Source organism: Empedobacter sp. ULE_I140 (assembly GCF_053482575.1).
In genome coordinates this window covers 1,957,479-1,970,931 of the sequence record NZ_JBQMTX010000001.1, presented here as the reverse complement: position 1 = coordinate 1,970,931, position 13,453 = coordinate 1,957,479, and the positions used below count along the sequence as shown (strand labels likewise).

Here is a 13,453-nt window from a genome sequence, read left to right as displayed (position 1 = left end):
TCTAATAATTTAATTGAATTCCGAAATTCATTAAATACGTATTATCTGTATTGATTTCGGTAAAATTGCTCTTATTTGTTGCAAATATACCTTTTAACTGCGTATATACTTCGATTGTTTTATTGTTTTTTACAGGTAAAATGTAGCGAATAGAAGTTGAAGCATCAAAATGATTGGTTGTATTGTACGCATAATCATAAGCCGCTACATTGTCATAGAAAGTATCTTCGTTGATTCCAGTCATTTTTGTATAATCAAAATAAGAATCCAATAAAGCATAATAATTAAAAGCTAAACCAATATTTATTTTCGAATTATCATTCAACATTAAATCTTTATTTCCATAAATACCAACATCTAACGATTTAATTTTCATGTCATAAATAGCTAAAGCATCGTAATATTTGTTCTGATTATAGCTTGTTTTGAATCCAAGAAAATAATTCATTTTCGTAACATCACGATTAGCTAAGTTAACATCAAAATTTAGATTTTGTAAACGATTTTGATAATTCATTCCACCGATAGAAACATCGTAATTTTCACCATCTTTTCTCGAAAAATCTAAACGTGTATTGATTGTATTGTTATCAAATTTTGTCATAAAATTCGCATAAGCAAAATGCTCGTTGATATCCCAAACATAGATAAAGAACTTATCTTCTTTTGTTTTGCTATCATACATTCGCTGTTGATTTTCTTGGTAATTGTAACCTAAAATCAACTTTGTATTGTCTGAATTAAATTGATATCCACCACCGATTTTAGAAATGATATTTCGTGTAAAATATTCGTAAATTGTTTTTTCGTTATCTATTTTATTTCTCAATGGATTATTAATTTCGCGACCATAACCAGCCATGTAACGCAAATAGGTATTCGAATTTTCTTCTACATCTTGATTTCTACCTTTATACTTTAGACTATAATCTTTATCTTTTCGACCATATGAACCTAACACAAAAATCTGATGTCCCTCAAAAAGTTCATAACCAACTTGAATTTCTCCAACTAATTGATTGTTTTTAATCTCTGGACGAGGATCTAATTTACGCGCCATTTTGTTGACATTCAATTCAGCTTTTGCAGCCAAAGTTAAATTGCCAAAATTTTTCGAAACTCCACCACGAATCAAATATTGCTGATTATCCCAATCTGCTGCACGCGGAACGTAGAAATATTGAGGAGAAAGCACTTGTTGCTCATCTGTACGCTCGTCAGAAAGGTTCCATGAAAGATTTTTTTCATTGAATTTCTGCAAGTCAATCATTCCGAAAATTCTAAAACCATTTTCAGTTGTATATAAACCTTCGCTCAAAAAACCGTAACGACTTGTTTCTTCTGCTGTTTGTTTACGCGAAAATTGATTGTTTTTATGACTGAAATAAATTCCAGTATGCGTATAATCTTTAATCGGTAAAGAATGTGTCGCAACAGGTAATTGCCAATTCAAATCCTTTATAACTTGTTCAGCTTCGTTAGAAGTTACTTTTATCGAATCATTTTCTTGCGCAAATGATGTACTTCCTAAAAGTAAACAAGCAAAAGAAACAATTTTCAATAATTTGTTATCGTATGTTGTTAAATCAATTGATTTCATGTTTTTTAATTTCTATTGCGCAAAAATCTTTGGTTCAGCTTTGATGTTTACAAAATCGTTTGTCGAATTGTTTGTATCCTTCAAAATTATACGACCATTAATTGTTTTTTGAGTTTTACGAATAATAGATGTTGATGTATAAGATCCTGCTGTTAAATAGGCGTAACCAGCATCTTGTTTGTTCTGTAATTTTTTCGGAACCAATTTAGTTCCCATGTCTTGTGTTGTTTCTACAGCATCTAAAATAAAATAATTCGGCAATTGTAAATACTGATACGTCGTTTTATTTGATGGATTTTTAACTTTTCCAAAACCATTTATATCATTTTCATCAGCCCTAAAAAGAATATAAGCTTGACGACCTAAATTATCTAACAATAAATCTTTATTTCCATTTGCCCACCAAACAATATCTAAATCTGGAACAGCAGGATTTTGAATATCATATGAATATTGAGAACCTAAATAGCTCGTCATATTTACCTCAAAATCTGCATTTGATAAATCGACCGTCAACTCTGGTTTTAGAATTTCGATTACTTTACCATTTGCATCGGTGTAATTTCCTTTGTGATTTATCGCCGTTTGCGCAATTGTAATACTTTGTCCTGGTTGAACTGGATAAGTCGTTCCATTTCCTGGAATACGAACCGCATTCGCAACATACACATAACCTGTATTTGCTTCTGCACCTTTTGTGTTTCCTTCACCTTTAGACCAATCTAATTGTCCATTTGCTTGGGAATATGGTTGAGATTCGACTGTATTTGCGCCAAATAATTGTCCAAAAATTAAACCATCTGCATAAATTACTTCATTCGTCATTCCTGTTTGTATATTTTTTAGAATTGTTTTCGCATTTACAGGTAATTTTGAAGCATCAAAATCGCTATCAAAAGTAACTTTTGTTGTAAATGTAACGGGTTGAACCGCTGAATTTCCAAAATCATCATCAGAACAAGAATTAAATAATAAACTTGCTAAAATAGGAGTGAGAAGTATATATTTTTTTAACATAATAATCTTTTTTGAAATTGTTTAGAATTAGAAAGTATATTCAATTTTACCTCCCAATGAAAATTTTGCGATTTTTGAAACAATTCTTTCACCAGAATCGTTGATATAAGTAGGTTTTAAACCAAAAACATTTGTTGTATAAACAGATACTTTGAATCCATTTAAGAAATCTTTCGAAATACGTAAATGAAAATTATGCAATGAATTTTGTAATTCTGCTAATGTTTTTTGTGGAGCTTTAATCAAATGTCCGTATAATTCTGTATTTCCTCGATCTTCGACAGGAATTTCGTGATAAACAGAATTTTCATCTAAGTAACCAATTGGATTTCTATTGTTGTATTTATCGTGATTTTGAATAAAAATATGTTCTGTACGAAGAGATAAAATCAATCCAACTTTTTTTAAATGATAATTAAAATTTGTTCCAAACATTAAAGCTTCATCATTCGATTTTGGATTATAATAAACAGCATATTTCTCTTTTGCTAAAACATTTGTAGAAGCCGAATATTCATAAACAGGCTTATTATTTGTAGTTTTTGTATACGAACCATTCACTGAAATATCTAAATTTAGAGGTTTGATTCGGTTAAAATTCATAAACATTTCAATACCTTTATCTGTCGATTCTAAATTATTTTCCAAAGTATTATAAATAATTTGATAGGCTTCTTTCCCAATAACAGAATAAGTTGGAGTAGAAGTGGATGTGTCGACACTAATTGTAGAACCTTCTAAAGTTGCTACATGATCAACTCTTGAAATTCCATCCTTCAATTGATTATAATACCCTGTTACATTTAATGATCCAAAAGGTAAATTAACATCAAAACCAATTTCTGAATTGTAAGATCTACTTGGTTTCAAGTTTAAGTTATTTCCTTCCAAAAGAAACGTTTCAATCCACCCATATTGTTTATTGTTGACATAATAAATTCCGTCTCCCAACAAACGATCATAAATTCGATCTCCCGTGAATAGCTGATTTAACGAAGGTGCTTTAGAAGCAATACCGTATCCACCACGAATTCTAAACACTTTATTGAACGCATTAGATGTATTTATACGCGGTTGAAATGTGTTATTTCCATACTGATTATCGAATCTAAATCCTAAATCTAATTTGAAAACATTGTCATTTTCGCCAAATTTTACAATTCTATCTTCTGCATAGACAGACAATTGCCATTGCGTTTTGGTATTTTTGAAATTATAATCACGATAACCTAAACCACCTTTTGCACCGCTTAATGTATAATAATTAGGCGTTGTATTTTCGTCCGTATATGTCCCTCGACCTTTGTTAGAGCTTGATCGAGAAGATAAACCAACAGAAAAAGTATGGTTCCAATTATTTTTAGATTCGTAATTTTTCACACCTTCTATATTTAAGAAAGTAGACATCGGAATTCCTTCTACATTTTTGACAAACGTGTATTGATTTGGTAAAAATATCGCATCCGAAATTCCATTTTCCGTAGAAGTTGTAACCGCAGCAGTTGCGACATTATTCCAACGTTCTTCTTTCGAATTTTGCTTTTCATAACTGATATTTGCATCAACATTCAAAGCATCAATCCAATCTTTTTTCAAGTTCCATTTCAGATTATTAGATAATCGAATCGAAAACTTGTCATTCTTTATTTTAGGATCCGAAATATCATCTGGATCATATTTTATTTTATCATTATTGATTGCGAAACTTCCTTCTAAAGTATTAACCAATGTATTGATTTTGTTTGATGATTTCCACGCCGCATTTGTTGTTATACGATTATAGGATTTTAAATTATCGCGAACATCTTCATTAGAAGCCAAATAATTACCCGACAAACTCAAGAAATTTCTATCATTAATTTTAAAACCTTTTGACATATTATATTCAGTCGTCGCATCTAACATCGAAATGGAAGCGCGTAGGGGAGTTGCACTAACTTTAGAATTGATGATGATTAATCCTGAAGTTAAATCACCATATTTTGCAGGAGCTATTCCTTGAATAATTTTTACTTCATCGATATTAGCAGTTGTAATTTGACGTAAATCAACACCATAACTAGGGTTATTAAAATCATTGAAACCACCACCAGATAAGGAAGTAAACGCTTGCATATTTTCATTGTTCGAAATTGGAATATCGTTGACTACAATCGACGTCCCAAACGCTTTATTCTGAAAATAATCTTTGCGATCATTATTTGTATTACTTGACAAACTTCCTGATAATCCCAAATTATTTGAAGAAATCGCAGTTCTAAAAACAACATTTTTGAACTCGTTATTATTAAAATCCATTGTTACTTGTCCTGGTAATTGTTGCAAAACTTCGTTTAACGAAAACGCTTGCACATTTTCTATTGCTTCTTTACCAAGCGTAATCTCGGAATATTCTTTCTTTTTTTTTGGGAAAATATCAACTTGTTCCAAACGTAAAGTTTGATTGTATAACACAATCGAAACGTTATTTTCTGAAGAATCTACAACAATTTCTTGTGTTTCTTTTCCTTTTTGAGAAAAAGACAAATTAGTATTCTCGTTCGTTAATTCTATTGTAAAAAAGCCATCCGAATTTGTTTGTGTCCATCGTTTCGTTTGAGGATCCTGAACCTGAACGTTAGATAATTTTTGACCATTTTCATCCGTCACAGTACCAGTTAAAATTCGTTGGGCATTTACAAAACCAAATTTTAATAAAATGAGTAAAGAATATTTAATTCCAATTTCTGTAAAAGGAATCGTTATAATTAATGGAAAATATTTGTTAGTTAAAAACAATAGAAACGAATGGGAATTGCCTGGAGGAAGATTAGAACAAAATGAATTAGTAGAAGAAACTGTTGTTAGGGAAATCAACATTTAAAATTATAAATAATGGATATATAAAAGAGCTTAATAAAATACTTTATTTAACATAATATATATTATAATAATAATATTTCATAGAAATATTATTATTAATAATCTTTATTATGTAAAGTTGAATAATGTCGTCTACCTATTATTTGGGATTATCTATACAACTTTGAAGGTTTTAGATTAGGAATATATTTTAGAACAATATAATTTGCAAACTATTTAAAACTATAATATGTCCATAATAACTATTTTTTATTGTGTCTGTTACAAAAATATTTTTTGATAATTTATTTTGTAAACTTTTATACAATTTTATGTCTTTCTTCTCTAATTTAAATTGATATGAACCTCCATACTCTGTTTCCGCATAATCATCAAATTGATTAATTTCTATATTTACTTTTTAAATAAAGTTTATAGAATATGTGTATTCATAGTCATTTAATTTCCACTCTAGCTCATCATCTTTTGTATAATTATAATATACTATTATACCATCTTTCTCTCTAGCTCCATTAAGACAGTTTATAAAAATTCCGAAAAAAATAACTATTAAGAAAAATCTATTTAACATAATATATTTAGTTTAAAATAAAAAAACCTCTAACAATTAGAGGTTTTAATATACTATAAATTATTGTATTATTATTACATTTTTGGCATTCCTGGGAATCCACCTGCAGGCATATTTTTAGACATTGTTTCCATCATCTTTTTACCATTTGCAGAATTCATAAATTTCATCATTTTTCCCATTTCAGAGAATTGTTTCAATAATTGATTCACTTCTTGTAAAGATGTTCCAGAACCAGCTGCAATTCTTTTCTTACGAGAATTATCGATAATATTTGGATTTTTACGCTCTTTTTTCGTCATTGAGTGAATAATCGCTTCAACCCCTTTAAAAGCATTGTCGTCAATATCTACATCTTTCAACGCTTTTCCAGCTCCAGGAATCATTCCAACCAAATCTTTCATATTACCCATACGTTTGATTTGCTGAATTTGTTTTAAGAAATCATCAAAATCGAAGCTATTTTTTGCAATTTTCTTTTGCAAACGTTTTGCTTCTTCTTCGTCAAATTGCTCTTGAGCACGCTCTACTAACGAAACAACGTCACCCATTCCCAAAATACGATCCGCCATACGTTCTGGATAGAAAACATCTAAAGCTTCCATTTTCTCACCAGTAGAAATAAATTTGATTGGCTTATCAACAACAGTTCTAATCGTTAAAGCAGCTCCACCACGTGTATCACCGTCTAATTTTGTTAAAACAACTCCATTATAATTCAATACTTCATTGAAAGCTTTTGCAGTATTCACCGCATCTTGACCTGTCATAGAGTCTACAACAAATAAAGTTTCGGTAGGATTAACTGTTTGGTGAACGCGACGAATTTCATCCATCATTTGCTCATCAATCGCCAAACGACCAGCTGTATCGACAATAATTACATTATTTCCATTTTGTTTTGCTTGTGCAATCGCTGATTGAGCAATTTCTACAGGATTTTTGTTTTCTAAATCAGCATAAACATCTACACCAATTTGCTCTCCTAAAACTTGTAACTGATTGATGGCTGCAGGACGATAAACATCACCAGCAACTAATAATACTTTTTTGTTTTTCTTAGTTTTTAGTAAATTAGCTAATTTACCAGAAAAAGTTGTTTTACCAGAACCTTGTAAACCAGCAATCAATATAATTGTCGGATTATCGTCTACTTTCAGTTCAGTAACCTCACCTCCCATTAATTTTGCTAATTCATCATGAACAATTTTTACCATTAATTGTCCAGGATTAAGTGATGTAATTACGTTTTCACCTAAAGCTTTTTCTTTAACTGTATTTGTAAAATCTTTTGCAACTTTATAACTAACATCGGCATCAACAAGCGCTCTACGCACCTCTTTTACGGTTTCTGCAACGTTAATTTCTGTAATTTGTCCTTTTCCTTTTAAGGTATGTAATGCTTTATCTAATTTATCCTGAAGATTTTGAAACATTTTGAGTCAATTTTAGGACACAAATATAAAAAAATTATACCGAATAATATAAAATCACACAACAAGGGTTTTAATTAGGTTATAATGATTAACTTGCGTGCTCAAATTTTGGTTGAATGAAAAAAGGTTTAATACTATTTTTATTCTTTGTTACTGGAATAGTTTTCATTCAAACAAAGAATAATCAAACTTATTATTTTTTTTTCCATCGCTTATGGACAAGATAATGAGGTTTATGTAACAGATGTTTATGAAGCAAGCATCGACAACAAAGATATCTATGGTAAACTGGCAGATAGATATACAAAGTTTCAGAATTATTTATTAAAAAATGGAACGATTAGTTCTTTAAAAGAAATTCAAACGGGTTACGAAAAGAATTATCAGAAAAAAGAACAAGCAGAAGCTGAACAAAAATATTTTCTATCTACATTAGAAAAACAACAATTTAAAGCGAAAATGATTAATTATTCGCTATAAAACAAAAAAAATCCACTCATTTGAAGTGGATTTTTTATTTCTATTTTCAACTAATTTATTGATCATTCAATAATCTTGCAGCTTCTTTTGCAAAATAAGTTGAAATTAGGTCTGCTCCTGCTCTTTTGAAACAAGTTAAAGACTCTAAAATAACTTTATCATTATCTAACCAACCTTTTTCTACAGCAGCTTTAATCATCGCATATTCACCAGAAACTTGATAAACAGAAACTGGAACTTGTAAATTATCTTTTACTAATTTCACAATATCCAAATAAGCCATACCTGGTTTTACCATCAAAATATCTGCACCTTCTTCTACATCAGCAATTGCTTCTCGCAACGCTTCTTGTGAATTATGGTAATCCATTTGATAGGTTTTTTTGTCTTTCGGAATTTCTTGAGAATCAACCGGCGCAGAATCTAAAGCTGTACGGAAAGGTCCATAAAAAGATGATGCATATTTCGCAGCATACGTCATAATTCCTACATTATGAAAACCGTTCTCCTCCAACGCAGCGCGCATCGCTCCTATTCGACCGTCCATCATATCAGAAGGCGCAACAAAATCTGCACCAGCTTCTGCATGAGATAATGTCATTTTTACCAAAGCATCAACTGTTTCATCATTAATAACTTCTCCATTTTTGATGATTCCGTCATGACCATAAATTGAATATGGATCTAAGGCAACATCAGGCATTACAATCATTTCTGGAACAGCATCTTTAATTGCTTTGATTGTATTTTGCATCAATCCGTTTGGATTCCAAGCCTCTTTACCTGTATTATCTTTTAAGTTATCACTAACTTTACAATATATGTTAACTGATTTTATACCTAAATCCCAAATTTCTTTTACTTCTTTTACAGTATTGTCAAGAGATTGGCGGTAAATACCTGGCATTGCAGCAATTTCTTCCTTCACGCCTTCTCCTTCAGCCATAAAAATTGGTAAAATAAAATCGTTTGGTGACAAATGATTTTCGCGAATCATACTACGAATTGATTCGTTTTTGCGTAGTCGTCTATGTCTGTTATATAAAAACATTTGATTAAAATTTTAGACAAATTTACTCGATTTCATTTGAATAAGGCTAATGAATAATATCAATTATATTTATTGATTTTAAAAGAAAATCAATCATTTGAATAATCAATTAAAATATTTATCATTCATTATATTATTTGGATTAATATCTTGTAATAAAAGCAATTATAAAACGATTCAATTTAGAAGTTTTTCTATGGAAATTCCGAAAGATTGGAAAAAAGTGAAATTAGGCGGAATTGATAGTGAAGTTGGAGGAATTATTACTCCAAATAATGATACATTAATTTATGATTATGGTTTACTTGCAGGCGGAGATTTTGATATTAATGCTAAAATTGCAGATAGTATTTTTACAACTATTTTAAATAATAATCCTGATTTAGAATTGGAAAAAATCTCTGAATTATATATCAATAAACTTCATAAAACAAATATTGATTCTATCGTACATTCAAAATACCAGATTTCTTATATTGTTATTGATCATCAAAAAGCAAAACTTATACAATCAAATCATCATAAATTAATTGCAGTTTATATGGATACTATTAAAAACTCAACTTCAAAATTTAATTTTATTGGTTACAATTTAGATGAAAAGTCACAAGAAGAATTTATAAATTCTATTAAAACAATCAAATTCAAAAAATAGATTTAAACTTGCTCAAACGTAGCTAAACAAATATCTTTGCAGCATGCGAATAGATATTATCACTGTTTTACCCGAATTATTAGTTAGTCCATTTTCTGCCTCGATTATGAAACGTGCGCAAGACAAAGGTTTAGCTGAAATTCATGTTCACGATTTGAGAGATTTTGGAAAAGGACGTTATCGTCATGTAGATGATTATCCGTACGGAGGAACTTCTGGAATGGTGATTATGTGCGAGCCTTTGGACAAAATGATTTCGAAATTGAAAGATGAACGAACTTATGATGAAATTATTTATTTGACGCCAGATGGTGAAACGTTGAATCAAACAATTGCGAATGATTTGTCGTTGAAAGGAAATCTTATGATGATTTGTGGACATTACAAGGGAATCGATCAACGTATTCGAGATATGTATGTGACGAGAGAAATTTCGATTGGCGATTATGTGCTTTCTGGTGGAGAATTTGGCGCAATTATTTTGGCTGATTCTATTATTCGTTTATTACCTGGCGTAATTGGTGATGAGACTTCTGCCCTTTCAGATTCGTTTCAAGATGATTTGTTAGCGCCACCAATTTATACGCGTCCTGCCGAATATAAAGGTCTAAAAGTTCCTGATGTTTTACTTTCGGGTAACTTTCCTAAAATTGAAGAATGGTTGCATGAAAAAGCAGTTGAACGTACAAAAGAACGTCGCCCAGATTTGTTAGAAAAAAGATCAAAATAAACTAAAAAAAGCTTCCGAATTGGAAGCTTTTTTTAGTTTATTTTATTTAATTCGATGAATATATTCAATTACTTTATCGTTAAAAATTTGTGGTTGATCGACATTCACAACATGTCCACAATCTTCGATAACAATCAATTCTGAATGTTTGGTATGTGCTTTTATTAATTCCTGAATCGAAGGCAAAAACATATGATCTTCTGCTCCCATCACATATAAAGTCGGAATATTTAATTCAATTTTTCGAAACCATTTTAGCAATGGATTGACATCCGCAGTGAGTTTGAACCATTTCAAAAATTCTTTTTGATACAATTTCTTCGCCTCATTGATAAATAATAGCCTTGACTCTTTGTGCGTATTCTTTGGCATGATAGCGAAAGCAAAAATTCGATACAAGATTAAATAAGGCAACATATGTTTGAATGTATTTCCAACGTTAATCAAAAATTGACATTGAAAATTAATTTTCATAATTGCGCCTCCCATCACCATTGATTTGAATCGCTCCGAATAATCTTCTGCCAATTGTCGAATCACAATCGTTCCCAAAGACATCCCAACAAAATGTGTTTTATCGATATTTAAATGATCTAAAACATCAATCACATCTTTTGAAACTGATTTGAAAGTATAACGTTTTTCGAAAAGCGCTTTCAAGTTTTTCTTAGAACGTCCATGTCCTCTCAAGTCCATTAACAAAACATTGAAATGTTTGCGAAATTCACGTAATTGCTTGAACCAAATCGTAGAACTTCCTCCTGCTCCATGAACAAAAGTCACCCATTCTGTACTCGTTGGATGATTATATGTAGTGTATGCTAACAATTTTCTAAATAACTTTTCGCAAAATTAAACTAAAAACTATGCCAAGCATAATAATTTCTACGTTTTAAGAAATTTTTAATCGTCGTCATCGTCGTCATCGTCGTCATCAGCCAAAGAACTTGTCTTTTTCAAGTAGAAAACATCGTTCATCACTTCTGCTTTCACGTAATTTAGATTTTCTTGCTCTTTCATTCGATCTGTAAATAACGTTCCTGTTAAATGATCGTATTCGTGCTGAAAAATAACTGCTGTAAAGCCTTCAACTATTTCATCATGAAAATTTCCATCCAAATCATAATATTCCAATCGAAGAACCAAGCTTCTATATACTTTTCCAAAAATATCAGGAATAGACAAACAACCTTCTCGACCATGACGAACAATGTCCGAATACCAAGTAATTTTTGGATTGATAATAAACTCAAAAGGTTCATCTTCTTTATCAAAACGTTGCACCCAAACCGCGTTGCGATTAATACCAATTTGTGGAGCTGCAATTCCAACACCTTTACTCGCCTCATCTTGCACAGTCGCATACATGCGATTGGCCAATAATTTGATTAACGGATCTTTTGGATCAATATCAATACAAGTTGATTTTAAGATTTTTGTGTCTGCATTCGAAGTCGTTAATAAAACACGAAAAGGATCATAGGATTTCTTTTCTTTTATTAATGTCGTTTCTGCCTTTGTTAATGGCGTATAAAAAATGTTTTTCATATTTTTTGATTGAGCAAATAATGCAGAACTACAAATCAATAAGCTATAGGTTAATATTTTTATCATTTTTTAAGAATCAATTTGTCTAAAGAATATTTTCCTGCGCCTGATAAAAATATAACTAAATAATTGATTAAATAGAATAATCCTAATTCTTTTTTACCAAAATCATGATCTGCATGCACGATAAATACCGCAACTAACATCGTAATGATTAGTGGAATCACTGCCAAACGAGTAAATAATCCAACTAAAACTAAAAAAGCACAAAGAATTTCTGCAAAAACCGTTAAACCCAAAGATATTTCTGGTCCAAGTCCAATTGGATCACCAAATTCAAAATTTCCATTGACTAATTTTTGCAATTTTCCGAATCCGTGTGTAAACATAAATCCTCCTACTGCGATACGTAATAATAACAATGATAAATCGATAAATGCTGGTTGATTTCCTAAAAGTTTAAATTTTGTGCTCATTTTTTTATTTTTTTCAAATATAAGTTCTAGTTTTTACGTTCACCTTTAAATAGATCAAGGAATTTACATTTTTGGATTAATTTTGGTTAATCTTTCTATTCAAGAATAAAAAAATACAACGTATGTTTAAAAACATTGCTTTAATTACCATATTATTTTCAGGTTTTGCATTTGCTCAAAAATCTGAATTACAACAAAATGATGTTTTAGGAAATCCAACTTTTATCGAAGAATCGATGCAAAAAGCACGTATTCGCATGAAGTTTATTGAAGGTTATGAAACGGAATATTACACAAAATCAACGTATAATAAAGATGGTAATCCGACAAAACGTGATTATTTTGATGAAGCTGGAAATAAAACTTTTGCTGAAATATTTAATTATAATGAATCGAATAAATTGATTTCGAGTGAAATGAAAAACAATGACGAAAGTTTAGTTTTCAATTTTGATTACGAATATACAACAGAGGGTTACATTGTCACCAAGAGCGAAAATGATGTCAATGTTTCTAAAACGGAATATAAATTAGATCAAAATCAGAATATAACTTACGAAAGAGAAACTAATTTATTGGAAGATTCGGATGTTTTTATCGAAAAAACGTTTGAATATCAAAATGGATTTTTAGTCAAAACATTGGTAAAATATAACCAAGGAACTTATACGTTGAATTATAAGAATGACGCGAAAGGCAATCCAATAGAGGAAACTTATGTGGACAAAAACAATAAACAAGTCAATAAATATGTGCGAAAATTTGATGAAAACAATAATATTATCGAAGAAACGGTGATTGATGAAACAGGAAAAGTAAAGAATATATCAACGATTAAATATCAATACGATAATCACAAAAATTGGGTCAAACGAACGCAATTTGTAAAAGATATTGATCAACCAATTTCAAATACGACAAGGACAATACGTTACTAAAATTCAAGAGCCAAAACTAATTTGGCTCTTTTTTATTTGATTATTTAACTAAATATTTTTAAATTTATTCTAATCAATTATTTAACTTC

At 30.2% G+C, this 13,453-nt stretch carries 12 protein-coding genes; 4 read left to right on the top strand and 8 right to left on the bottom strand.

Translation table 11 applies throughout. The features are described 5' to 3' along the window. Position 1: 1 nt before the first annotated feature. The 3 genes from ACTS9J_RS09375 to ACTS9J_RS09365 are packed head-to-tail and all read right to left on the bottom strand — an operon-like array spanning position 2 to position 5,266. A complete protein-coding gene (locus tag ACTS9J_RS09375) occupies positions 2-1,600 on the bottom strand; it encodes a DUF6850 family outer membrane beta-barrel protein (RefSeq protein WP_291048247.1) in 1,599 nt (532 codons plus the stop codon). A 12-nt stretch (positions 1,601-1,612) separates the two neighbouring features. Then, positions 1,613-2,617 (bottom strand): DUF4876 domain-containing protein, encoded by a 1,005-nt coding sequence (locus ACTS9J_RS09370; protein WP_219035311.1) that lies wholly within the window; start codon positions 2,615-2,617, stop codon positions 1,613-1,615. A 27-nt stretch (positions 2,618-2,644) separates the two neighbouring features. Further along, on the bottom strand, positions 2,645-5,266 hold the full coding sequence (locus ACTS9J_RS09365; RefSeq protein ID WP_448353157.1) for a TonB-dependent receptor: 2,622 nt from the start codon (positions 5,264-5,266) through the stop codon (positions 2,645-2,647). A gap of 49 nt (positions 5,267-5,315) precedes the next feature. Here ACTS9J_RS09365 and ACTS9J_RS09360 point away from each other — a divergent pair, with 49 nt between their 5' ends. Continuing rightward, positions 5,316-5,480 carry an NUDIX domain-containing protein gene (locus tag ACTS9J_RS09360; protein ID WP_219035308.1) on the top strand — a complete coding sequence of 55 codons (165 nt, stop codon included), beginning with the start codon at positions 5,316-5,318 and terminating at the stop codon, positions 5,478-5,480. Positions 5,481-6,124: 644 nt separating this feature from the next. Here ACTS9J_RS09360 and ffh read toward each other — a convergent pair. Further along, complete coding sequence (ffh, locus tag ACTS9J_RS09355) at positions 6,125-7,486, bottom strand: signal recognition particle protein (protein ID WP_416410212.1); 1,362 nt, start codon at positions 7,484-7,486, stop codon at positions 6,125-6,127. Positions 7,487-8,021: 535 nt separating this feature from the next. Next, positions 8,022-9,017 carry a porphobilinogen synthase gene (hemB, locus tag ACTS9J_RS09350; protein ID WP_038334133.1) on the bottom strand — a complete coding sequence of 332 codons (996 nt, stop codon included), beginning with the start codon at positions 9,015-9,017 and terminating at the stop codon, positions 8,022-8,024. 196 nt (positions 9,018-9,213) lie between these two features. Here hemB and ACTS9J_RS09345 point away from each other — a divergent pair, with 196 nt between their 5' ends. Then, positions 9,214-9,672: a hypothetical protein gene (locus tag ACTS9J_RS09345; RefSeq protein WP_291048257.1), complete on the top strand. Its 459-nt coding sequence runs from the start codon at positions 9,214-9,216 to the stop codon at positions 9,670-9,672. A gap of 43 nt (positions 9,673-9,715) precedes the next feature. After that, complete coding sequence (gene trmD / locus ACTS9J_RS09340) at positions 9,716-10,402, top strand: tRNA (guanosine(37)-N1)-methyltransferase TrmD (protein ID WP_125349373.1); 687 nt, start codon at positions 9,716-9,718, stop codon at positions 10,400-10,402. 42 nt (positions 10,403-10,444) lie between these two features. Here the strand turns inward: trmD and ACTS9J_RS09335 are convergent, their stop codons facing one another. The 3 genes from ACTS9J_RS09335 to ACTS9J_RS09325 all read right to left on the bottom strand — a co-directional run bounded on the left by ACTS9J_RS09335 (position 10,445) and on the right by ACTS9J_RS09325 (position 12,426). Beyond that, positions 10,445-11,230 carry an alpha/beta fold hydrolase gene (locus ACTS9J_RS09335; RefSeq protein WP_291048260.1) on the bottom strand — a complete coding sequence of 262 codons (786 nt, stop codon included), beginning with the start codon at positions 11,228-11,230 and terminating at the stop codon, positions 10,445-10,447. 75 nt (positions 11,231-11,305) lie between these two features. Further along, positions 11,306-12,016, bottom strand: a complete 711-nt coding sequence (gene def / locus ACTS9J_RS09330; protein ID WP_291062519.1) for a peptide deformylase — start codon at positions 12,014-12,016, stop codon at positions 11,306-11,308. Next, positions 12,013-12,426, bottom strand: coding sequence for a DoxX family protein (locus ACTS9J_RS09325; RefSeq protein WP_291062517.1), 414 nt, complete (start codon positions 12,424-12,426; stop codon positions 12,013-12,015). Before ACTS9J_RS09325 ends, def begins: the two co-directional genes overlap by 4 nt. Before the next feature lie 122 nt (positions 12,427-12,548). On the opposite strand from ACTS9J_RS09325, the gene ACTS9J_RS09320 reads away from it, so the two are divergent. Continuing rightward, positions 12,549-13,364, top strand: a complete 816-nt coding sequence (locus ACTS9J_RS09320) for a hypothetical protein (RefSeq protein WP_291062516.1) — start codon at positions 12,549-12,551, stop codon at positions 13,362-13,364. Positions 13,365-13,453 lie beyond the last annotated feature (89 nt).